This is a genomic window from Methylobacterium sp. WSM2598 (genome assembly GCF_000379105.1).
Lineage (GTDB): Bacteria > Pseudomonadota > Alphaproteobacteria > Rhizobiales > Beijerinckiaceae > Methylobacterium.
Genome location: NZ_KB900609.1, coordinates 742,244 through 762,411, shown reverse-complemented (window position 1 = coordinate 762,411; position 20,168 = coordinate 742,244). Strand labels below are relative to the sequence as shown.

Genomic DNA, 20,168 nt, shown 5'->3' with positions numbered 1-20,168 from the left:
ATCGATCCCCTGGCTGCCGACCCGCCGCGGGTCCGGCTCGCCGACCCGCCCCGCCCTGGCTATCATCCCGGCGGCGGCGCGGCGACCCGGTCGGGCCCGGCCGCGACGCGGAGCGAGACCATGGAGGATCCCACCGGCCCGGCCCTCGATCTGGCGCGCCGCCTCGAGCGCGCCTGCCTCGATCACGGCCGCAAGGCCCTCGACCTGCACAAGGCCGCCGCCTCGGCCGCCCAGGCCCGGGACCTCTACGCGGCGCAGCAGGCCTACCGGACCGCCCAGGATTCCCTGAGGCTCGCCCAGGAGACCGTCGCGGAGGTGCTGGCCGCCGTCTCGGATTTCCTGAAGCCCCGGGGGAAGGACCGCGATCCGGCGCGGTGAGGCCTGCCGGATCGCCGTAACCGGCGTGCCGGTCCGGCGAAGACGGGGCGACGGGGCGGCCCCGCGGGGCGGGCGCCGTCCGAGGAGGCGTGATGGCGAGCGCGACCGAGCCGAGCGACGAGGCGCTGCTGCCGCGCCTGCGGGCGCGGGACGAGGCGGCCTTCCGGCTGCTGGTGCGGCGCCACCACGTCCGCCTCGTCGCGGTGGCGCGCGGGGCGGGGCTGCCGCCGGAGGCGGCCGAGGAAGTGGTGCAGGAATCCTGGATCGCCGCGATGCGCAACCTCGACGGCTTCGAGGAGCGCTCCGCCCTGCGCACGTGGCTCACCGGCATCGTGGTGAACCTCGCCCGCAAGGCGGCCCGGGCCCGGCGGCGCACGGCCACCTTCTCGGACCTCGCGCCCGCCGACGCGGAGGAGGACGGGTTCGACGCCGACGCCTTCCTGGCCGACGGGCACTGGCGCCAGCCGCCCTGGCACTGGTCGGAGGTCGATCTGGAGCGGGCGCTGGCGGGGCGGCAGGTCTGGGCCGCGGTCGAGGCGGCGATCGCCGCGCTGCCGCCGCTCCAGGCCTCGGTGCTGCGCCTGCGCGACGTCGAGGGCTTCGGGGCGCGGGAGACCGAGGGCCTGCTCGGCCTCAGCGAGGCGCGCCAGCGGGTGCTGCTCGACCGGGCGCGGTGGCGCGTGCGCGCCACCTTCGAGCGCCTGACCCGCGAGGCGCCCCTGCGCAGTGCCTCGTGACCGGGACAGGGGGATGCCGATGATGCGATGCCGCGAGGTGGCGGAGCGGGCCGGGGCGGTGCTCGACCGTGAGGCGGACCTGCCGACCCGGCTGCGGGTGCGGCTGCACCTCGCCGCCTGCGCGCCCTGCCGCCGCTTCCTCGCGCAGATGCGGGCCGCCCGCGCCCTGCTGCGCGGCGCCGCGCCGCCGCCCCTCGACCCGGCCCGGGAGGAGGCCCTCGTCGCGCGGGTCCTGGGTGGGGAGCCCCGCGGCGACGAGGGCGCCTGACGCCCCGGGGCCGGTCAGGGCGCCGCGCCGCGCCACGCCGCCGCCACCGCTTCCAGGCTGGTCGCGGGCAGGTCCCGGCGGATCGCCGCCGGGCTGCGCGAGAAGCGCGGCGCGGGGGCCGGCTGCATCACCCCGTCGACCTCCAGGTAGGTCCCGCGGGCCGCGAGGTGCGGGTGGGACGGCGCCTCGCTCAGGGTGAGGACGGGGGCGAGGCAGGAATCGGTGTCCTCCAGCAGGCGGCACCACGCGTCGCGGGTCCGGGTGAGGAACAGGGCCTCGAGCCGGCGGTGCAGGGCCGCGCCGTCGCGGTCGTCGAAGGCGGGATCGTCCTCCAGCCCGACCCGGCGCCGGAACTCGGCGAAGAAGTGCGGCTCCAGCGCCGCGAGGGCGACGAAGCGCCCATCCGCGCAGGCGTAGGTCCGGTAATAGGCCGCGCCGCCGTCGAGCAGGTTGGCTTCCCGCGCCTGCCTGCCGAGGCCCTGGGCCGCGAAGTCGCTCGCCATCGCCATCAGCGAGGCGGCGCCGTCGCAGATGGCGCAATCCACCACCTGCCCGTGCCCCGTCCGCCGGGCCGAGAGGATCCCGGCCAGGATCCCCATCGCGAGGTAGAGCGCGCCGCCGCCGAAATCGCCGACGAGGTTGAGGGGCGGCACCGGGTGGCTCTCCGGCCCGATCGCCGCGAGGGCCCCGGTCACCGCGATGTAGGTGAGGTCGTGCCCGGCGCGGGCCGCGAGCGGCCCCTCCTGGCCCCAGCCGGTCATCCGCCCGTAGACGAGCCGCGGGTTGCGGGCGAGGACCACCTCCGGCCCGAGGCCGAGCCGCTCCATCACGCCCGTGCGAAAGCCCTCGATCAGCGCGTCGGCCTCGTCGAGGCAGGCGAGCACGCGGGCGCGGTCGCCCGGCGCCTTGAGGTCCGCCGTGACGCAGCGGCGCGAGCGGGTCAGCACGTGGCGGGAATAGGGATCGGCCCCGCCGGGCCGGTCGACGCGCAGGATGTCGGCGCCGAGATCGGCGAGCAGCATGGCCGCGAAGGGGCCGGGGCCGATCCCGGCGAACTCGACGAGGCGCAGCCCCGCGAGGGGCCCGGTCGCGGCGGGCGGGGCGGGCGGGGTCATGGCGCGGCAAAGCTCCCTGCGGCGCTCCCCGGCGGCGCCGGGCCGGTTCGGCGGGGGAGCGGGGTGTCCGGCGGCCCGGGCCCGCCGGCCTTCCGGGCCGGCGCCCGCATGCTACAGGATCGGGCCTGAGCGAGGGCAAGGATTGGTTCGCGCCCTCGCCGCCGGGAGGCCGCCGATGCTGTCAGACGACCAGATCCTCATCCGCGACACGGCCCGCAGCTTCGCGCAGGCGCGCCTGAAACCCTTCGCGGCCGAGTGGGACCGGGACTCCCGGTTCCCGCGCGAGGCCGTCGCTTCCCTGGGCGAACTCGGCTTCCTGGGCATGCTGGTGCCGGAGGCCTACGGGGGCTCGGCCGTGGACCACGTCTCCTACGCGCTCGCGATCGAGGAGATCGCGGCGGGGGACGGGGCGGTCTCGACCATCATGAGCGTCCACAATTCGGTGGCCTGCGTGCCGATCCTGCGCTTCGGCACCGAGGCGCAGAAGGAGCGCTTCCTGGTGCCGCTGGCGCGGGGCGCGCAGCTCGGCGCCTTCTGCCTGACCGAGCCGGGGGCCGGGTCGGACGCGGGCGCCGTCACGGCGCGGGCGCGGCGCGTCGGCAACCGCTACGTCCTCTCGGGCACCAAGCAGTTCATCACCTCGGGGCGCAGCGCCGACCTCGCCATCGTCTTCGCGGTGACCGATCCGGAGGCCGGCAAGAGGGGCATCTCGGCCTTCATCGTCCCGACCGCCACCCCGGGCTACCGCGTCGCCCGGATCGAGCACAAGCTCGGGCAGCGCGCCTCGGACACCGCCCAGATCGTGTTCGAGGACATGGAGCTGACGCCCGACCTGCTGCTCGGGCAGGAGGGGGAGGGGCTGCGGATCGCCCTCTCCAACCTGGAGGGCGGGCGAATCGGCATCGCCGCCCAGGCGGTCGGCATGGCCCGGGCCGCCTTCGAGGCGGCCCTCGCCTACGCGGGCGAGCGGGAGACCTTCGGGCAGAAGCTCACCGCCCACCAGGCGGTGGCCTTCCGCCTCGCCGACATGGCCACGCGGATCGAGGCGGCGCGGCTCCTCGTGCACAATGCCGCGCGGCTGCGCGATGCCGGGCAGCCCTGCCTGAAGGAGGCCGCGATGGCCAAGCTCTTCGCCTCCGAGATGGCCGAGGCCGTGTGCTCGGACGCGATCCAGATCCACGGCGGCTACGGCTACCTGGCGGATTATCCCGTCGAGCGCATCTACCGGGACGTGCGCGTCTGCCAGATCTACGAGGGCACCAGCGACGTGCAGCGCATCGTGATCAGCCGGGCGCTGACGGGCTGAGCGGCGGCAGCACCGAGGCCGGGCGATTCGCCCCGACCGGCACCGGGATGGCGCGGTCCCGGATCCGGTTCGGGCGCGGTCCGAGGTATGGGTCCGATCCGGCGGCGTGACCCCTCCCGCGCGGCGGGCGCGGGGCCCTGCGCGACCCGAGCCACCCCGAAGAGGCGCCGCGCGCCCAGGATGATCCTGGCAGAGCGCCGCGGCCAGGGCGCTTGTGATCGACGAGAGAGTGCCGCGGAAGCGATGAGGTCGGGCTGTCCGCCCCGACTGACCCTGCTGAGAAGCAGGACCGACTGCCCGCTTCAAGGTCGATCGCCCCGCATTAATTTCATATGAACCATATTTCCGCTTTGCCGCGGGATCGCAGCGGTCATGCAAACGGGTGCGGGAACGGGACAGAACGGTCGAGCCGACCCGAAACCACTTGTTATCCTTAACGGCATTTTAACCCCGCGTGCGACAAAGATCGTCCCGCGACGACCGGGGCAGGCCGCCGCCGCCTCCCGCCGCACAGGCGGCGGCCGGCAGCAGGGCCCGGAAGACCCGACACGATTCGATCCTTCGCCAGCGCGAGCGGCCCGGAGCGGGGCGCTCCAGGAGGGCAACCTTGACGAGCCTGCTGACCAACTCCGCCGCGATGACGGCGTTGACCACGCTGAAGTCGATCAACGCGAACCTCGACACCACGAGCAACCGGGTGTCGACGGGCCAGCGCGTCTCGGCCGCGGCCGACAACGCCGCCTACTGGTCGATCGCGACCGCGGTGCGCTCCGACAACGCCTCGCTCGGCGCCGTGAAGGACTCGCTCGGCCTGGGGGCCTCCGCGGTGGGGACGGCCTATAACGGCATCAACAGCATCATCTCGGACCTGCAGAACATCCGGGCCAAGCTGCAGACCGCCCTCCAGGGCGGGACCGATCGCAGCAAGGTGCAGACCGAGATCTCCGCCATCCAGAACAAGATGAAGGCCACGGCCGACTCGTCCGTGTCGAACGGAGTGAACTGGCTGTCGGTGGATTCCTCGGCCACGAACGCGCGGTTTCGTCCGGTGGAGAGCGTGGTGGCGGGCTTCGCGCGCAATGCCGCCGGCACCGTCTCGTTCTCGACCATCGACGTCAACGTGAACGCGATCAAGCTCTACGACGTCAACGCGACCAGCATCACCTCGGCGGCGACCCAGGCGCAGTTCACGGCAGGCCAGTCGCTCACCGGGACGCCGCTCTTCACGAACGGGACGGCCGACTTCTCGGGCACGAACGAGGTCAACTTCACCCTCCAGATCGACCGGCTCGGCACCGCGGGTGGGGCGGCCGGAACGGCCGCGGGCGCCTATGGCGGCAAGGTGAACATCGTCCTGAACAATTCGACGCTGATAACGGCGGCAAACGATCGCTCGAAGGTCACGACGGACGAATTCCTGAGAGCCATCAACAACGTCATCGGCGCGAGCACGTTGCCCCAGACGGGAGCCGGCGGCTCCGCGGTGGCGATCACGACGGGCGGGCTGAAGGGCCTGATCACCGCCGCCCTCGATTCCTCGGGCCGGCTGGTCTTCCGCACCACGGATACCGGCGCGACCCTGACCGCCACCCTGACCGTCGGGACCGCCACGGCGGGCAACACGCTGAAGGATTTCGGCTTCGGCACGACGGCGGGGCTCGCCGCCACCGGCAAGGGCACGGATGCGGGAACCACCACGGCCCGCGGCATCATCGACACGAGCGTCGGCAGCTACGATGCCTCCTTCGGCGGCGGCAGCTACTCGATCGCCAATTTCGACATTTCGAAGCTGGTCGGGACGGCCGGCGACAGCAACCTCAAGGACATTATCGCGGCCGTCGACAAGGCCCTGGCGGCGGTCACCGATGCCGGCACCAAGCTCGGCGCGGGCAAGAACCAGATCGAAGGCCAGACGAGCTTCGTTGACTCGCTCATGAAGGCGAACACCGCCACGATCGGCACCCTGGTCGACGCCGACATCGAGGAGGAATCGACGAAGCTGAAGGCGCTGCAGACGCAGCAGCAACTCGCCGTCCAGGCGCTCAGCATCGCGAATTCCTCAGGGCAAGCCCTGCTCACCCTGTTCCGCTAAGCTCCATTTCGCCGGCCGGTGCCGAAGCGGTCACCGGTTCGGCCCCCGACGATGCGGAGACGGGACGCACGGGCGGACTGGTCCGAGGCCATTCCGTTCGGGACGACATCGCCCCGCAGCCCCGATCCCGCCCCGCACCGCCGGCGGTGTCCGCGCGTCGGGGCGCTCCTGCCGGGCCGCGGCCTTGCGCCGGCGCGATGGCAATCAGGGGGAGCGGGAAGCGCAGGCGGTCCGTCCGCGTCGCGCGCAGACGGCAGGATCACGGCCGTCCGTGCCGCAGCGGAGGGCGCCCCCTTCGGAGGGCCTTCGCATCGACAATCTTCAGGACAATCCGGGCGGCATTTCGGCTCGCCCTCCTCATCGACCTTGCCACCAATGCCCTACGCTTCGGTAAGGAAGTTGGTGGAGCTGAGGGGATTCGAACCCCTGACCTCCGCAGTGCGATTGCGGCGCTCTCCCATCTGAGCTACAGCCCCGGCGAGGCGGGGGCCTTGTAGGCCGGCCCGCTTCACCCTGTCAATTCCCTTCCCGCTCCGAACCGCACGCCGTGCCTTCTCGGGCGACGAGGACCTACGGACCGCGCATGCGCTCGCTTCTCTGGCTCATCGACAACGTCATCACGCTCTACGTCTATCTCCTGATCGCGAGCGCGGTCCTGAGCTGGCTCGTCGCCTTCAACGTCGTGAACGTCCGCAACCCCATCGTCTCCCAGATCGAGGATTTCCTGTTCCGGGTGACCGATCCGGCGCTGCGGCCGATCCGGCGCATCCTGCCGAATCTCGGCGGGATCGACATCTCGCCGATCATCCTCGTCCTGCTCCTGTTCTTCCTGCGCAACCTGATGTTCGAACTCTTCGCGACGCTGGCCTGACATGACCCGGCCCTGGCGCCTCCTGACGGACGGGCTCGAAGTGCGGGTGCGGGCGACCCCGCGGGGCGGCCGCGACGCCGTCGAGGGGATCGAGACCCGCGCGGACGGCCTGCCGATCCTCAAGGTCCGGGTGCGCGCAGCCCCCGAGGACGGGGCCGCCAACGCGGCGATCCGCGCCGTCCTCGCGGAGGCGCTCGGCTGCCCCGCCCGCGCCGTCACCCTGGCGGCGGGCGCCACCGCGCGGGTGAAGCTCTTCCGCGTGGCCGGCGACGGCCAGGCCCTGGCTGCCCGCATCGGCGCCCTGCTCGGGCCCTGACGAAAGGCGTATCGCACCGCGCCGCGCCGCGGTGCGACAAGGCGCCGAGCTCCGCACGCTCCTCCGAGGGACGACGATGAAGACGAATCCGGGCCGGTTCTTCGAGGATTTCCGCCTCGGCGAGACCATCCGCCACGCCACGCCCCGCACCGTGACCACCGGCGACGTGGCGCTCTACACCGCCCTCTACGGGCCGCGCTTCGCGGTGCAATCCTCGGACGCCTTCGCGCGGGCCTTCGGCTACGAGCGGGCGCCCCTCGACGACCTGCTCGTGTTCCACGTCGTCTTCGGCAAGACGGTCCCGGACATCTCCCTCAACGCGCTCGCCAATCTCGGCTACGCGGAGGGCCGCTTCCTGCGGCCGGTCTATCCGGGCGAGACCCTGTCCTCGGTCTCGGAGGTGATCGGCCTCAAGGAGAGTTCGAACCGCCAGACCGGCGTGGTCTACGTGCGCTCGACGGGCTACGACGCGGGCGGGGCGCCCGTCCTGACCTATTGCCGCTGGGTGCTGGTGCGCAAGCGCGACCCCGCCGCGGCGATCGCCGAGGAGGCGGTGCCGACGCTCGCCAAGGCGGTCGAGGCCGCCGACCTGGCCGCCTCCCTGCCGCCCTTCGATCCGGCCGCCTACGACACGGTTCTGGCGGGCAGCCCGCACCGCTTCGGCGACTACGCCCCGGGCGAGCGCATCGACCACGTCGACGGCATGACCGTCGAGGAGGCCGAGCACCAGATCGCCACCCGCCTCTACCAGAACACCGCCAAGGTCCATTTCGACGCGCACGCCGTGAAGGAGACGCGGTTCGGGCGGCGGCTGATCTATGGCGGCCACGTCATCTCGCTGGCGCGGGCGCTCAGCTTCAACGGGCTGGCCAACGCGTTCTCGATCGTGGGGATCAATGCGGGCCGCCACGTGGCGCCGCTCTTCGCGGGCGACACCGTCTACGCCTGGAGCGAGGTGCTCGCCGCCGCCGACCTGCCGGGCCGCAGCGACGTCGGGGCCCTGCGCCTGCGCACGGTCGCGGCCAAGAACCAGCCCTGCGGCGCCCATCCGGACCGCGCCGGGGACGGGTACGACCCCGCGGTCATCCTCGACCTCGACTATTGGGCGCTGATGCCGAAGTGAGCGGCGGGGGCCTCAGGCGTCGCCGCTCCCGGCCGTGAAGCGCCGGAAGGCGTCGAGGGTCTCGCGGCTGACATGGTGCTCGATGCCCTCGGCGTCGCAGCGCGCCACGTCCGGGCTCACCCCGAGGGCCAGCAGGAAGGCCTCCACGACCCGGTGGCGCTCGCGCGATTCCGTCGCGAGCGCCCGGCCCGCCTCGGTCAGGAAGACGCCCCGGTAGGGGCGCTGCTGCACCAGCCCGTCCTCGGCGAGGCGCTTGAGCATCTTGGCGACGGTCGGCTGCGCCACGCCGAGGCGCGCCGCGATGTCCACCTGCCGGGCCTCGCCCGTATCCCCGATCAGGTCGGCGATCAGCTCGACGTAATCCTCCACCAGTTCGAGCCGGCGCGCCTCGCGCACCTGCCGGAAGCCGGCCGAATGCCGCTCGGCGTCGACGAGGCCGGTCTCATCCTGGGGGTCGCGCGCCGGAGGGCCGTCCGCCGCGTCGTCGTGGGGCAGGTGCTGCATGGGTCGGGACGATCCACCTCGGGGTCGGCTGCGCGTCGCGCGCCCTTCTTAGACGAGGGGGCGGCGGGTGTGCAGGGGGACGAGTCCGCGGCCGGGAACAAGTGGAGCGCGGCCGCTCCGGCGGAGCCGCCGCATATGCAACGATTTTCCTATTGTGTGGCCGGCAGCGCCCATTGCATCAGCAGCGCAACCGGGAGATGCGCGAAGTCGATGGGCGAGACCGTTCGCGAGACGCTGGCGAAGCTGGCGGGCCTCGACCGCGAGGTCGTGGCGATCGCGTGGCTGTCCCTGCGGGTGAGCCTCTCGGCGGTGCTGATCGGGGCGGGGCTCGGCATCCCGCTCGGGGCTCTGGCGGCCGTGGCGCGGTTTCCGGGCCGGGACGCGCTCGTGAGCCTGCTCAACGCCCTCATGGGCCTGCCGCCCGTCATCATCGGACTCCTCCTCTACCTCCTGCTGTCGCGCTCGGGGCCGCTCGGCCCGCTGGGCCTGCTCTTCACCCCCGCCGCCATGATCGCGGCGCAGACCGTCCTGGTCACGCCGCTGGTCGCCGCCCTGGCGCGCCAGATCCTCGCCGACGCGGAGGCGCAGCTCGGCGAGCAGCTGCGCTCGCTCGGGCTCGGCCCGTTCCGGCGCGCGGCGGCGCTCGTGCACGACGCGCGCTTCTCCCTGGTCACCGTGGTGCTGGCGGCCTTCGGCCGCGCCATCTCGGAGGTGGGGGCCGTGCTCGTGGTCGGCGGCAACATCGCGGGTCAGACCCGCACCATGACGACGGCGATCTCCCTCGAGACGCAGAAGGGGGACCTGCCCCTCGCCCTCGCCCTCGGCCTCGTGCTGATCGGCCTCGTGGTCGCCCTCAATGCCGCCGCCGCCCTGCTGCGCGGCTACGCGGCGCGGGCCTACGGATGAGCCCGGCCCTGCCGATCCTCCTCGACGGCCTGTCGTTCCGCGCCGGGGGGCGCACCATCCTCGACCGCGTCAGCCTGCGCATCGAGGAGCCGGGCATCACCGCGCTGATCGGGCCGAACGGGGCGGGCAAGAGCGTGCTGCTGCGCCTCCTCGACGGGCTTCTGCCCCTGAGCGCCGGCGCGGTGCGGATCGGGCCGGGCGGGGCACCCGCCCGGCGCGCCTTCGTGTTCCAGCGGCCCGGCCTCGTGCGGGCGAGCGCCGGGCACAACATCCGCCTCGCCCTCGCGGCGGCCGGCTGGCGCCGGGCCGAGGCGCGGGCGCGCTGCCGCGCGGCCCTCGCCCTGGTCGGGCTCGCGGACCGGGCGCGGGATCCGGCGACGCGGCTCTCGGGGGGCGAGCAGCAGCGCCTCGCCCTGGCCCGCGCCTGGGCGGTGGCGCCGGACCTCCTGCTCCTCGACGAGCCCACCGCCAACCTCGACCCGGCCGCGGCCGAGCGGGTCGAGCAGGTGGTCGCCGGGATGGCGCGGGAGGGCGTGAAGGTGCTCCTCGTCTCGCACCATCTCGGGCAGGTGGCGCGGCTCGCCCGCGACGTCGTGGTCCTGTCGGGCGGGCGGGTGGCGGAGCACGGCCCGGTCTCGCAAGTCCTCACCCATCCCCGCGCGCCCGAGACCCGGGCCTACCTCGCCGGAGAATTGCCGTGGACCGCCTTCGCCGCCTGTTCTGCCTGACTCTTGCCGCCTGGCTCGCCGCCGCGCCGGCGCGCGCCGGGGAGAGCATCACGGTCGCCTCGACGACCTCGACCGAGCAGTCGGGCCTGTTCGACCACCTGCTGCCGCGCTTCACCGAGGCGACCGGAATCGGCGTGCGGGTGGTCGCCCTCGGCACCGGTCAGGCCCTCGACGTCGGCCGCCGCGGCGACGCGGACGTGGTCTTCGTTCACGATCAGCCCGCCGAGGAGGCCTTCGTGCGCGACGGCTTCGGCGTGGAGCGCTTCCCCGTGATGTACAACGACTTCGTGGTGATCGGGCCGAGGGACGACCCGGCGGGGATCGCCGGGCGGGACGTCGCCCAGGCCTTCCGCAAGATCGCCGCCGCGAGGGCGCCCTTCGTCTCGCGCGGGGACCGCTCGGGCACGCACGCCGCGGAGCTCAGGATGTGGCGGGAGGCCGGGCTCGACCTCGGCGCGGTGCGGGGCGAGTGGTACAAGGAGATCGGCCAGGGCATGGGCCCGGCGCTCAACGCCGCCGCCGCGACCAACGCCTACCTGCTCGCCGACCGCGGCACCTGGCTCGCCTTCAAGAACCGCCAGGACCTCAAGGTCCTGGTCGAGGGCGACCCGCGCCTGTTCAACCAGTACGGCGTGATCCTGGTCAATCCGGCCAAGCACCCGCACGTGAAGGCGCGCGCGGGTCAGGCCTTCATCGACTGGCTGGTCTCCCCCGCCGGGCAGGGCGTGATCGCGGGCTACCGGATCGGCGGCGAGCCGCTCTTCGTCCCCAATGCCGGGACGTGACGCGCCGGCTTGCTGGCGCGCGGCGCGCGGTGCATGGACGCGCTCCCGGGGATCCGCGGCGGAGACGACGTCAGTGCCTGCTTCGAGCCTGTGGCGCCGCGCGCGCGCCCTCCTCGGCCCCCGCGGTGCCGGCGAGGAGGCCTTCGACCCGGACTTCTACGCCCGCCGCTACCTCGACGCGCGGGCGCTGTCGCCCGAGGAGCGGGCGCGGCACTTCGCGGTGACCGGGCGCCGGGAGGGACGCGCGCCCAACGCGGAGGTCTTCCTGCACCGGCTCGCCGCGCATTACGGCCCGCCCGAGCCCGATTTCGACCTCGCCTTCTACCGCCGACAGCCCGACCTCGCGGAGGTCTTCGCGCGGGATTGGGAGTTCCTCGCCCATTACCTGGAGCGCGGGCGCGGGGAAGGGCGACCGCGCAACGTGGCTGACCACCTCGCGCGGCTCGAACGGGCGCACGGCCCGCTCGGGCCGCATTTCGAGATCGACGCCTACCGGCGCAACGAGGATCTGGCGCTGCTGTTCGACGACGAGTGGCAGTTCGTCGCCCATTTCCTGCAATGGGGCCGCGCGGAGGGGCGCTTCTTCCGCCACGCGCAATTCGCGCTCTGCGACGCGGCCCGCGAGGCGCGGGTGGCGGGCCGCTTCGAGGAGGCGATCGGGCACGCCCGCGCCCTGGTCGCCGAGCTGCCGCGCAACCGCGAGGCGGCGTCCCTGCTGGTCCACCTCCTCACCGTGACCGGACGCGAGCGGGAGGCGCAGGCGGCCCTCGCCGAGGCCGGGCTCGCCCCCGCGGAGGGCGCCGCGCTGCGGGCGCTCGGGGCCTATCTGCGGCGGGTCTCGCGGGAGCAGGCCCTCGCCCTCGTCGACGGGCTGCCGGGCCGCTTCACCTACCTGGAGCCCGGCGGAGTGGCGGAGCGCATCCTCGCCGCCAAGGCGGCGCGGCGCCCCTTCGCGCTGCTCCGCCTCGGCGATGGGGAGGGGTGCCTCCTGCGCGTCGACGCGGCCGACGAGGCCGCCTTCGCGCCGCTCTACGCGGCCAACCGCGAGACCTTCGCCCGGATCTGGTTCGGCGACGGGTTCGACGCGGCGGGGAGCGGCTTCTCGACCCTGGCCGCGGGCCTGTCCGAGGCGGCCGCCGAGGCCGACATCCTCGGCGTGCCCTACCGGGCCTGGATCGAGCACGAGTACCGGATCGTGACCCCGTCGGGCGTCCCGGGCGTCACCAACGTCCTGCGCTGGCTCGACGCCCGCGCCGCCGCTGGCCTGCCCGTGCCCCCGCTCTGCCAGCAGACGATCCACGTGGCCCTCGGCCAGGGCGACTTCTTCCGCGACCTCCTCGCGGGGGAGGCGGAGGTCGGGCTGATCGCCTGCTTCCCGGACCTGCCGGAGGCGATCCGGCGCCGCTTCGGGGTCGGGGCGGTCGAGTTCCACAAAATCCCGGGCGAGCAGATGTCGCGCCGCCTGATCGGCGAGCAGGCGGCCGGGGGCGCGCATTACCCCGACGTGTTCGAGGCGGTGACCGCCCGGCTCTCGCGCCCCCTCGACGGCCGGATCTTCCTGGTGGCGGGCGGGCTGCTGGGGAAGTTCTACGCCCTCACGATCCGCCGGCACGGCGGCATCGCCATCGATATCGGGTCGCTCGCGGATGTCTGGATGCAGAAGGTCACGCGGCCGGGCTACGAGCATCTCGCCGGACTCGCCCTGACCGAGACCTGATCCGGCGCGCCGTCACCGCGCCGCGGCCGCGCCGCGCGGCGGCGCGGGCCGGACCGGCCCTCAGACGGCGATTCGATCCTCGTCGTCGGTCGGCTCGCGCAGCACGTAGCCGCGGCCCCACACCGTCTCGATGTAGTTCTTGCCCTGGCTGGCATTGGCCAGCTTCTTGCGCAGCTTGCAGATGAAGACGTCGATGATCTTCAGCTCGGGCTCGTCCATGCCGCCGTAGAGGTGGTTGAGGAACATCTCCTTGGTGAGGGTCGTGCCCTTCCGCAGCGAGAGGAGTTCCAGCATCTGGTACTCCTTGCCGGTCAGGTGGACCCGGGCGCCCGAGACCTCGACGGTCTTCTGATCGAGATTGACGATCAGGTCGCCCGTGGTGATCACCGACTGGGCGTGCCCCTTCGACCGCCGCACGATCGCGTGGATCCGCGCGACGAGCTCGTCCTTGTGGAAGGGCTTCGTCAGGTAGTCGTCCGCGCCGAAGCCCAGACCCTTCACCTTGTCCTCGATCCCGGCCATGCCCGACAGGATCAGGATCGGCGTCTTCACCTTGGCGACGCGCAGCGACCGCAGCACCTCGTAGCCCGACATGTCGGGCAGGTTCAGATCGAGGAGGATGATGTCGTAGTCGTACAGCTTGCCGAGGTCGACGCCCTCCTCGCCGAGATCTGTCGTATAGGTGTTGAAGTTCTCGGACTTGAGCATCAACTCGATGCTCTGCGCCGTGGCGCTGTCATCCTCGATCAGAAGTACGCGCATCTCAGTCCCCAAGCCCTGGCCCATGAGGGTGAGGCAAACACCCGCCGCCCATCCGCCACCGGCCCGTGGCGGATGCCCGTCTGCATTCGACTCGCGACGCTATGCCCAAAGCGTTAACAAAGCCTGATTCCGTCCCGCAAGCGCCTCGAATCCGCCAAGCCCGGCAATCCGTTGCACGTTGTCGTTCCGTTCCGGCCCGCCACCGCCCGCGAGCCCTGTCGGTCCGCCCTGGGGCCGGGCTAACCGGCTCCAGGGATTCGCATTCATCCCTTTTGTGACTTCCGCGACACGCCCTCGGATTTCCGCCCTCGGGCTGCCGCTCGTCCGTTACCGCGCAGTGTTAAGGAGACGGGTAAATGGAAGGTTGATGGTGTCCCCGCGCCCGCGCCCATCCACAGAGCGTGGAACGGGTGCGGCGAGGCACGGTCGCCCCTTGTTCCACAAATTGCCGGGGGCGTCGAAAGGTTTCTGGGACGGGGCGAGGGGACGGGGCGAGGGTGCGATGGGGCAGGAAGGCGGGGGGGCGGGGCGGCTCGCGGCGGCCCGGGCGGCGCTCGACGGGGTCGAGACCCTGGAGGTGTTCGGCCGGGTCGTGGCGATCCGCGGGCTCCTCGTGGAGGTGGCCGGCCCGGTCGCGGCGATGCGGCTCGGTGGGCGGCTCGACATCGCCGTGGAGGGGCGCGGCGGCGAGGGCAGCGTGCCCTGCGAGATCATCGGCTTCTCGGGGTCCCACGCCCTGGCGATGCCGTTCGGGTCGCTCCAGGGCGTGCGCCGGGGCTGCCCGGCCCGGGTGGGCGCCGAGGAGGCGGGGGCGATCCGGCCGTCCCCGGCCTGGCTCGGGCGGGTGGTCGACGCGCTCGGGCGGCCCGTCGACGGGCGCGGGCCGCTGCCGCCGGGACCGCTCCCCTATCCGCTCCGCGCCGACCCGCCGCCCGCCCACGCGCGGGCCCGGGTCGGGCCGCCCCTCGACCTCGGGGTGCGCTGCATCAACACCTTCCTGACCATGTGCGTGGGCCAGCGGATGGGCATCTTCGCCGGCTCGGGCGTGGGCAAGTCGGTGCTGCTCTCGATGCTCGCCCGGGCCGCCGCCTGCGACGTGGCGGTGATCGGCCTCGTCGGCGAGCGCGGCCGCGAGGTGCAGGAATTCCTGCAGGACGATCTCGGCCCCGAGGGCCTCGCCCGCTCCGTGGTGGTGGTGGCGACCTCCGACGAGCCGGCGCTGATGCGCCGCAACGCCGCCTACGTCACCCTCGCGCTCGCCGAGTCTTTTCGCGACGCGGGCGCGCAGGTGCTCTGCATGATCGACTCGGTCACCCGCTTCGCCATGGCGCAGCGGGACGTGGGCCTCGCGGCCGGCGAGCCGCCCACCGCCAAGGGCTACACGCCGACCGTGTTCAGCGAGCTGCCGCGCCTGCTGGAGCGGGCGGGGCCCGGCACCGGGGCGGGCTCCATCTCCGGCCTGTTCACGGTGCTGGTCGAGGGCGACGACCACAACGAGCCCGTCGCCGACGCGGTGCGCGGCATCCTCGACGGCCACATCGTGATGGAGCGGCGGATCGCCGAGGGCGGGCGCTACCCGGCGATCAACGTGCTGCGCTCGGTCTCCCGCACCATGCCGCGCGCCTGCGACCCGGCCTTCCTGCCGACGGTGCAGCGCGCGCGCCGGCTCCTCTCCACCTACGCCGACATGGAGGAACTGATCCGCCTCGGCGCCTACCGGCCGGGCTCCTCGCCCGACGTCGACGAGGCGATCGGCCTGATGCCCGACCTGGAGGCTTTTATGAGGCAGGGTAAGGAAGAAGCAACCTCCCTGGGGGAAGGATACCAGCGCCTGGCGGCGATCGTCGGCGGGCCCTGAGCCGGACCGCCGCAGCCGACGCCCTGAGCCGGGATCGCATCCCGGGCCTCGCGGCGCGTGCGCCGCGCCGCGCTCGGGCGAGAGCGAGGGTGGGGACACCGCCCGACGGCGTGGAGTGGGAGCACGATGAAATCGCGGGATACGCTCATCCGGTTGCGACGCTTCCAGGTGGACGAGAAGCGCCGCCGCGTCACCCAGATCGAGTCGATGATCGCCGATTTCGCCCGGATGGCGGCGGAACTCGACCGTGAGGTCGCGCAGGAGGAGCAGCGCGCCGGGATCACCGACCCGGCCCATTTCGCCTACCCGACCTACGCGCGGGCGGCGGCTCAGCGGCGCGACAACATCCGGCGCTCCGCCAGCGACCTCGACGCGCAGCTCGCCGAGGCCAAGGCGGCCCTGGCGGAAGCCTTCGAGGAGCTGAAGAAGGTCGAGATCCTCGACGACCGCGAGCGCTCGGCCGAGCGGGCCGCGGACGCGGCGCGCGAGCAGTCGGATCTCGACGCGATCGGGCTCGGCCGCGCCCGGGCCTGAGCCGCGGGCGGGATGTGCCGGTCGTTGCCCGGACGGCGCCTCTGCGGAGCTGGCGTCCCCGGCAGCGACAGACGATCAGCGTGTCATCCGCTGTCCGGACGATCACGTCCGGACAGCGTCTGCCAAGCCCGCGCGGCGCTTGAGCGAAGCCCCAATCCGCCATCCCGAAGGGATCAAGCGGATTTGGTATGACGAGCCCGCGCGGCGCTTGAGCGACGCCGACATCCGCATTGCCGAAATGGGAGATGGCGAAGCGATCCGTCGAATGTCGGATCAGGCCAGCACCGGCACGTGCGGCGCTGCCTCGCGCGGGAGGTGGCCCGAGAGGCGCGGGTCCGGCACCACCTCGATCGCGCGGGCGAACGGCGTGAACCCGCTCGCTTGATAGAACCCGATCGCGGAGGGGTGGTCGAAGGTGCAGGTGTGCACCCAGACCCGGGAGACCGGTCGCGCCCAGGCGCGGCGCAGGGCCTCTCCCATCAGCTGCCGCCCGATCCCGCGCCCCACCGCCTCGGGAACCAGACCCAGGAAGGCGATCTCGACCTCGCCCTCGACCCGCGCGTCGAGTTCGACGAGGCCGATGTCGTGGCCGTCCCGCGTGAGCGCGAGCGCCTCGACCGCTGGGTCGGTCAGGATGGCGGCGAGCGCGGCGTCCGCCATCCGCCGCCGGCTGAACCAGAGCCAGGGCGTGCCGATCCGCGCGAACAGGGCGCGGTAGCGGGGGAGGTCCGCACCGAGCGCCGCCAGCGGCAGTTCCGGCGCGTCCGGCAGGGGAGGGCGGTTGCGCATCTCGAGCGAGGTCACGACCGCCGCCACGTGCGTCGCCGGGATGGGGGTGAGCCCGTCGCAGTTCAAAGGCGTCATGGCCGGCCCCCTACCGCAGGGTGAGGCGCCGCCGCAAGCCCCGCCCAAAGCCCCGCACAAGCCGCCGAGGGCACCTCATGCGGGCTGGCAGCGTTTGCAGCGGGCACGCGCCGCGTTAGATCCGCCGGCGGGCGGTGCGGGAGCGGGGCGATGACGCAGGACAACGGGACCGGGGTCCACCGCTTCCCCGTCGCGGCCGGCCCGGAGGGGCCGACCGTGTCCGACATGATGGCCCGCCCGGACGGCCCGGCCCTCGAATGGGTGGAGGCGCGCCCCCTCGGCCAGCCCCGCGGCGCGCCGCTGCTTTTCGTGCACGGGGCCTTCGGGGGCGCCTGGATCTGGCAGGAGATCTTCCTGCCGCACCTCGCCCGGCGCGGGCGGCGGGCGCTGGCCTTCAGCCTGCGCGGCCACGGCCGCAGCCAGGGCGCCCGCCAGCTGAAGAAGGCCTCCCTCGCCGACTACCTGTACGACCTGCGCGCCGCGATCGCCCGCTGCGGCGAGCCCCCGATCCTGGTCGGCCACTCCCTCGGCGCCCTGCTCGCCCAGCGCCTGATCGGGCAGGTGCCCCTGCGCGGGCTCGTGCTGCTCGCGCCCCTGCCGCCGGACGGCCTCGCCCTCGTGGGCGCCCGCATCGCCCTCACGGATCCGGGCTTCTGGGTCGAGGCCCTGGCGGGCGCCCTGCTGCCCGGCCGCGGGCCGGCGGTGGCGCTCTCCCGCCACTGGCTGTTCTCGGAGGGCCTCTCCTTCGAGCGCGCCCGCGCCTACGCGGCCCGGATGTCGGCGGAGAGCCCGGTGGCGCTGGCCGAGGCGCATTGGCCGGCCCCGACCGTCCCGGCCGCCCTGATGGGACTGCCGGCCCTGGTGGTCGGCGGCGCCCGCGACCGCATGATCTGGCCGGCGACGACCTGGCGCACGGCGCTCTACCACGGCGCGCAGCACCGGACCGTGCCGGACATCGCCCATTTCCTGCAGCTCGATTACGGCGCCGAGGGCGTCGCCCGCCTCCTCATCGACTGGGCGGACGAGCGCGGCCTGTGAGGGGTCGCGGTGGCACGAAACCGTCATGATCGCGTGAAAGGAGGGCGCCCGGCCGCGATGCGCCTCCTTGCGGCCAGGACGGCGCTCGGGCATCAAGCGCCCCGACCCGGGAGTGCGACGGACATCGCCATGAAGAAGATTCGTGAGTTCATTTGGCCGGCGATCGGCCTCGCGGCCGTCGTGGTCTCGATCTACCTGCTCTGGCACCAGTTGAAGGGGCTCTCGATCGCCGATGTCGAGGCGAGCCTCAAGGCGATCCCGCCGCACCGCTACGCGCTCGCCGCCGCCTCGACGCTGATGGCCTACATGGCCCTGGCCTGGTACGACCGGATCGCGCTGATCCACCTCGGCGTGAAGGGCATCTCCTGGCTCTTCGTCTCGCTGTGCTCCTTCACCACCTACGCGCTGTCGCACAATATCGGCGCCTCGGTCTTCTCGGGCGCCCTCGTGCGCTACCGGGCCTACACGTCGAAGGGGCTCACGGCCGCGCAGGTCGCGGTGCTGGTGGCCCTGTGCTCCTTCACCTTCGGCCTCGGCACGATGCTGCTCGGCGGCCTCGTCCTGACCCTGCAGCCGGACCTGCTGACCCGCCTCACCGGCATGCTCCCCGGGGTGATGACCAACCCCGCCACCGCCCGCATCCTCGGCGCCGGCCTGCTCGGCGTGGTCGGGCTCTACGTCGTGGGCTCGATCCTGCACCTCAAGCCGCTGACGATCCGCAGCTTCAAGCTCGAATACCCCCGCCCGAACGTGATGGTGCGCCAGCTCATCGCGGCGCCGCTGGAGCTGATCGGCGCGGCCGGCATCATCTACTTCGCCCTGCCGGAGGCCGGGAATCCGGGCTTCCTCGTCGTGCTGGCGGTGTTCCTGGCCTCGTTCTCGGCCGCCCTGGTCTCGCACGCGCCGGGCGGGCTCGGGGTGTTCGAACTCGTCTTCATCACGGCGATGCCGGACCTGCCGAAGGTCGAGGTGCTCGCCGCGGTGCTGATCTTCCGCCTGTTCTACCTGCTCCTGCCCTTCGCCATGGCGATCGTGGTGGTGCTGCTGTTCGAGCGCGGCCGCCTCGCCGCCGCGATCCGCGGCAAGGCCGAGCTGCCCCCCGGCGCCCCGGCCGCGCCGGTCGACGGTCCCGGCCTCAAGCCGGACCTCCCGGCCTCGCCGCCGATCCGCAAGGTCGGCTGACCCGCGATGGGCCGCGCGCGGCTGCGCCGGGCGCGGCTCGGCTTGGCGGCCCTGCTCGGCCTCCCGGGCGGGGGCTACTTCATCCCCTACCGGCACGCCGCGGCGCGGGCGGCGCAGGAGGGCTACCCGGCCCTGGAGCCGCTGTTCCGGGAGGCCGAGCCGGATTTCCGCGCGCACCTCGCCGAGATCGCCGCCCGGGCCGGGGATCTGCGGCGCGTCGCCGAGGGCGGCCCCGGGCTCCTCGGGCCGCGCCCGCCCCGCCTGACCCAGGACTGGTTCCCGCGCCTCGACGCCGCCGCCGCCTACGCGATGGTGCGGCGGGCGCGGCCGCGGCGGATCGTCGAGGTCGGTTCCGGGCACTCGACCCGCTTCCTCGCGCAGGCCGTGGCCGATGGCGGGATGCCGACCGCGCTCACCTGCATCGACCCGCGCCCGCGCGCGCCGCTGCCGGCCCTGCCCGGCCTGCGGCACGAGGCGCGGCTGTTCGGCCCGCGCGACGGCGAGGCCCTGGCCTCGCTCGCGCCCGGGGACCTGCTCTTCATCGATTCGAGCCACGTGGCGATGCCGGGCAGCGACGTCGACCGGCTCCTCCTCGACGCGCTGCCGCGCCTCGCCCCGGGCGTGCTCGTCCACCTGCACGACGTCTTCCTGCCCGACGCCTACCCGCCCGAATGGGCGTGGCGCGGCTACAACGAGCAGGTCGTGGTGGGCGCGCTGATCCAGGGCGGCGCCTTCGCCCTCGCCTTCGCCAGCCGCTACGTGGCGACGCGCACGGATTGGCTCGCCGGCAGCCCTCTGGCGGGCCTGCCCCTCCCGCCGGGCGCCTTCGAGACCAGCCTCTGGCTGCGCAAGCGCTGAGGCGCCCTCGGGCGGGATCCGGTCGCCTCGCCCGCGGATCCCGCTCCGGGTTCTCGATCCCGCCGCATCGTCTGCGACGGGCCGGCGGCCCCGTCGCCGGGCGATCCGCGCAGCAGAATTGCACGGGGCAATCCTGCTTGGGTCTCTTGGTGTCGCATCGCGTTTCGCTGACGCGGTGCTTCGGTTCGCCGCCGAAAAGGTGACCACGTCGGCACCGGCCGGTCCC

The 20,168-nt window shown here is 73.4% G+C and carries 21 protein-coding genes and 1 tRNA gene; 17 read left to right on the top strand and 5 right to left on the bottom strand.

Translation table 11 applies throughout. The annotated features are described in order from the left end of the window. The first annotated feature begins 120 nt into the window (after window positions 1-120). The 3 genes from MET2598_RS0103705 (at window position 121) to MET2598_RS0103695 (ending at window position 1,383) form a co-directional block, all read left to right on the top strand. Window positions 121-378 carry a hypothetical protein gene (locus MET2598_RS0103705; RefSeq protein WP_018259899.1) on the top strand — a complete coding sequence of 86 codons (258 nt, stop codon included), beginning with the start codon at window positions 121-123 and terminating at the stop codon, window positions 376-378. Window positions 379-470: 92 nt separating this feature from the next. Then, a complete protein-coding gene (locus tag MET2598_RS0103700) occupies window positions 471-1,115 on the top strand; it encodes an RNA polymerase sigma factor (protein WP_012333695.1) in 645 nt (214 codons plus the stop codon). A 13-nt stretch (window positions 1,116-1,128) separates the two neighbouring features. Beyond that, window positions 1,129-1,383, top strand: a complete 255-nt coding sequence (locus tag MET2598_RS0103695) for a zf-HC2 domain-containing protein (RefSeq protein ID WP_012333696.1) — start codon at window positions 1,129-1,131, stop codon at window positions 1,381-1,383. 14 nt (window positions 1,384-1,397) lie between these two features. Here the strand turns inward: MET2598_RS0103695 and MET2598_RS0103690 are convergent, their stop codons facing one another. Continuing rightward, on the bottom strand, window positions 1,398-2,498 hold the full coding sequence (locus MET2598_RS0103690; RefSeq protein ID WP_018259898.1) for a CaiB/BaiF CoA transferase family protein: 1,101 nt from the start codon (window positions 2,496-2,498) through the stop codon (window positions 1,398-1,400). A gap of 175 nt (window positions 2,499-2,673) precedes the next feature. Here MET2598_RS0103690 and MET2598_RS0103685 point away from each other — a divergent pair, with 175 nt between their 5' ends. Then, a complete protein-coding gene (locus tag MET2598_RS0103685; protein ID WP_018259897.1) occupies window positions 2,674-3,804 on the top strand; it encodes an acyl-CoA dehydrogenase family protein in 1,131 nt (376 codons plus the stop codon). A 607-nt stretch (window positions 3,805-4,411) separates the two neighbouring features. Then, the gene (locus tag MET2598_RS0103680) at window positions 4,412-5,896 is read left to right on the top strand and encodes a flagellin N-terminal helical domain-containing protein (RefSeq protein ID WP_018259896.1); all 1,485 of its coding nucleotides are present in this window, start codon (window positions 4,412-4,414) and stop codon (window positions 5,894-5,896) included. Between the two features lie 400 nt (window positions 5,897-6,296). Here MET2598_RS0103680 and MET2598_RS0103675 read toward each other — a convergent pair. After that, window positions 6,297-6,372: transfer RNA gene (locus MET2598_RS0103675), tRNA-Ala, on the bottom strand. Between the two features lie 107 nt (window positions 6,373-6,479). On the opposite strand from MET2598_RS0103675, the gene MET2598_RS0103670 reads away from it, so the two are divergent. The 3 genes from MET2598_RS0103670 to MET2598_RS0103660 all read left to right on the top strand — a co-directional run bounded on the left by MET2598_RS0103670 (window position 6,480) and on the right by MET2598_RS0103660 (window position 8,206). Continuing rightward, window positions 6,480-6,767 (top strand): YggT family protein, encoded by a 288-nt coding sequence (locus tag MET2598_RS0103670; RefSeq protein WP_012333700.1) that lies wholly within the window; start codon window positions 6,480-6,482, stop codon window positions 6,765-6,767. A gap of 1 nt (window position 6,768) precedes the next feature. Next, window positions 6,769-7,083 (top strand): DUF167 family protein, encoded by a 315-nt coding sequence (locus MET2598_RS0103665; RefSeq protein ID WP_018259895.1) that lies wholly within the window; start codon window positions 6,769-6,771, stop codon window positions 7,081-7,083. A 76-nt stretch (window positions 7,084-7,159) separates the two neighbouring features. Continuing rightward, the gene (locus MET2598_RS0103660) at window positions 7,160-8,206 is read left to right on the top strand and encodes a MaoC family dehydratase (RefSeq protein WP_012333702.1); all 1,047 of its coding nucleotides are present in this window, start codon (window positions 7,160-7,162) and stop codon (window positions 8,204-8,206) included. Between the two features lie 12 nt (window positions 8,207-8,218). On the opposite strand, the gene mntR is transcribed toward MET2598_RS0103660, so the two are convergent. After that, on the bottom strand, window positions 8,219-8,710 hold the full coding sequence (gene mntR / locus MET2598_RS0103655; protein ID WP_018259894.1) for a manganese-binding transcriptional regulator MntR: 492 nt from the start codon (window positions 8,708-8,710) through the stop codon (window positions 8,219-8,221). Between the two features lie 210 nt (window positions 8,711-8,920). Between mntR and MET2598_RS0103650 the strand changes: the two genes are divergently transcribed. The 4 genes from MET2598_RS0103650 to MET2598_RS38065 all read left to right on the top strand — a co-directional run bounded on the left by MET2598_RS0103650 (window position 8,921) and on the right by MET2598_RS38065 (window position 12,846). Next, window positions 8,921-9,616, top strand: coding sequence for an ABC transporter permease (locus tag MET2598_RS0103650; protein ID WP_018259893.1), 696 nt, complete (start codon window positions 8,921-8,923; stop codon window positions 9,614-9,616). Then, entirely contained in the window at window positions 9,613-10,344 is a 732-nt protein-coding gene (locus MET2598_RS0103645) for an ATP-binding cassette domain-containing protein (RefSeq protein WP_012333705.1), read from the top strand. Before MET2598_RS0103650 ends, MET2598_RS0103645 begins: the two co-directional genes overlap by 4 nt. Then, a complete protein-coding gene (locus MET2598_RS0103640) occupies window positions 10,314-11,129 on the top strand; it encodes a substrate-binding domain-containing protein (RefSeq protein WP_018259892.1) in 816 nt (271 codons plus the stop codon). Before MET2598_RS0103645 ends, MET2598_RS0103640 begins: the two co-directional genes overlap by 31 nt. A 73-nt stretch (window positions 11,130-11,202) precedes the next feature. Further along, window positions 11,203-12,846, top strand: coding sequence for a tetratricopeptide repeat protein (locus MET2598_RS38065; protein ID WP_051086501.1), 1,644 nt, complete (start codon window positions 11,203-11,205; stop codon window positions 12,844-12,846). 60 nt (window positions 12,847-12,906) lie between these two features. Here MET2598_RS38065 and ctrA read toward each other — a convergent pair whose 3' ends face one another. After that, complete coding sequence (ctrA, locus tag MET2598_RS0103630; RefSeq protein WP_012333708.1) at window positions 12,907-13,608, bottom strand: response regulator transcription factor CtrA; 702 nt, start codon at window positions 13,606-13,608, stop codon at window positions 12,907-12,909. Window positions 13,609-14,110: 502 nt separating this feature from the next. Between ctrA and fliI the strand changes: the two genes are divergently transcribed. Beyond that, the gene (gene fliI, locus MET2598_RS0103625) at window positions 14,111-15,466 is read left to right on the top strand and encodes a flagellar protein export ATPase FliI (RefSeq protein WP_018259890.1); all 1,356 of its coding nucleotides are present in this window, start codon (window positions 14,111-14,113) and stop codon (window positions 15,464-15,466) included. Window positions 15,467-15,592: 126 nt separating this feature from the next. After that, window positions 15,593-16,000: a flagellar export protein FliJ gene (gene fliJ, locus MET2598_RS0103620; RefSeq protein WP_012333710.1), complete on the top strand. Its 408-nt coding sequence runs from the start codon at window positions 15,593-15,595 to the stop codon at window positions 15,998-16,000. Between the two features lie 273 nt (window positions 16,001-16,273). Here fliJ and MET2598_RS0103615 read toward each other — a convergent pair whose 3' ends face one another. After that, window positions 16,274-16,864 (bottom strand): GNAT family N-acetyltransferase, encoded by a 591-nt coding sequence (locus MET2598_RS0103615; RefSeq protein ID WP_198292998.1) that lies wholly within the window; start codon window positions 16,862-16,864, stop codon window positions 16,274-16,276. Window positions 16,865-17,014: 150 nt separating this feature from the next. Between MET2598_RS0103615 and MET2598_RS0103610 the strand changes: the two genes are divergently transcribed. The 3 genes from MET2598_RS0103610 (at window position 17,015) to MET2598_RS0103600 (ending at window position 19,942) form a co-directional block, all read left to right on the top strand. Beyond that, window positions 17,015-17,902, top strand: a complete 888-nt coding sequence (locus tag MET2598_RS0103610) for an alpha/beta hydrolase (protein ID WP_018259889.1) — start codon at window positions 17,015-17,017, stop codon at window positions 17,900-17,902. Between the two features lie 129 nt (window positions 17,903-18,031). Next, the gene (locus MET2598_RS0103605) at window positions 18,032-19,084 is read left to right on the top strand and encodes a lysylphosphatidylglycerol synthase domain-containing protein (RefSeq protein ID WP_018259888.1); all 1,053 of its coding nucleotides are present in this window, start codon (window positions 18,032-18,034) and stop codon (window positions 19,082-19,084) included. A 6-nt stretch (window positions 19,085-19,090) separates the two neighbouring features. Then, window positions 19,091-19,942 carry a class I SAM-dependent methyltransferase gene (locus tag MET2598_RS0103600; RefSeq protein ID WP_012333714.1) on the top strand — a complete coding sequence of 284 codons (852 nt, stop codon included), beginning with the start codon at window positions 19,091-19,093 and terminating at the stop codon, window positions 19,940-19,942. Window positions 19,943-20,168: the final 226 nt, after the last annotated feature.

What these genes read in the sequence shown, in the direction of transcription:
- MET2598_RS0103705 (WP_018259899.1), top strand. Translation starts at nt 121, where the DNA reads ATGGAGGATCCCACCGGCCCGGCCCTCGATCTGGCGCGCCGCCTCGAG.
- MET2598_RS0103700 (WP_012333695.1), top strand. Translation starts at nt 471, where the DNA reads ATGGCGAGCGCGACCGAGCCGAGCGACGAGGCGCTGCTGCCGCGCCTG.
- MET2598_RS0103695 (WP_012333696.1), top strand. Translation starts at nt 1,129, where the DNA reads ATGCCGATGATGCGATGCCGCGAGGTGGCGGAGCGGGCCGGGGCGGTG.
- MET2598_RS0103690 (WP_018259898.1), bottom strand. Translation starts at nt 2,498, where the DNA reads ATGACCCCGCCCGCCCCGCCCGCCGCGACCGGGCCCCTCGCGGGGCTG.
- MET2598_RS0103685 (WP_018259897.1), top strand. Translation starts at nt 2,674, where the DNA reads ATGCTGTCAGACGACCAGATCCTCATCCGCGACACGGCCCGCAGCTTC.
- MET2598_RS0103670 (WP_012333700.1), top strand. Translation starts at nt 6,480, where the DNA reads ATGCGCTCGCTTCTCTGGCTCATCGACAACGTCATCACGCTCTACGTC.
- MET2598_RS0103665 (WP_018259895.1), top strand. Translation starts at nt 6,769, where the DNA reads ATGACCCGGCCCTGGCGCCTCCTGACGGACGGGCTCGAAGTGCGGGTG.
- MET2598_RS0103660 (WP_012333702.1), top strand. Translation starts at nt 7,160, where the DNA reads ATGAAGACGAATCCGGGCCGGTTCTTCGAGGATTTCCGCCTCGGCGAG.
- mntR (WP_018259894.1), bottom strand. Translation starts at nt 8,710, where the DNA reads ATGCAGCACCTGCCCCACGACGACGCGGCGGACGGCCCTCCGGCGCGC.
- MET2598_RS0103650 (WP_018259893.1), top strand. Translation starts at nt 8,921, where the DNA reads ATGGGCGAGACCGTTCGCGAGACGCTGGCGAAGCTGGCGGGCCTCGAC.
- MET2598_RS0103645 (WP_012333705.1), top strand. Translation starts at nt 9,613, where the DNA reads ATGAGCCCGGCCCTGCCGATCCTCCTCGACGGCCTGTCGTTCCGCGCC.
- ctrA (WP_012333708.1), bottom strand. Translation starts at nt 13,608, where the DNA reads ATGCGCGTACTTCTGATCGAGGATGACAGCGCCACGGCGCAGAGCATC.
- fliI (WP_018259890.1), top strand. Translation starts at nt 14,111, where the DNA reads ATGGGGCAGGAAGGCGGGGGGGCGGGGCGGCTCGCGGCGGCCCGGGCG.
- fliJ (WP_012333710.1), top strand. Translation starts at nt 15,593, where the DNA reads ATGAAATCGCGGGATACGCTCATCCGGTTGCGACGCTTCCAGGTGGAC.
- MET2598_RS0103615 (WP_198292998.1), bottom strand. Translation starts at nt 16,864, where the DNA reads ATGACGCCTTTGAACTGCGACGGGCTCACCCCCATCCCGGCGACGCAC.
- MET2598_RS0103610 (WP_018259889.1), top strand. Translation starts at nt 17,015, where the DNA reads ATGACGCAGGACAACGGGACCGGGGTCCACCGCTTCCCCGTCGCGGCC.
- MET2598_RS0103605 (WP_018259888.1), top strand. Translation starts at nt 18,032, where the DNA reads ATGAAGAAGATTCGTGAGTTCATTTGGCCGGCGATCGGCCTCGCGGCC.
- MET2598_RS0103600 (WP_012333714.1), top strand. Translation starts at nt 19,091, where the DNA reads ATGGGCCGCGCGCGGCTGCGCCGGGCGCGGCTCGGCTTGGCGGCCCTG.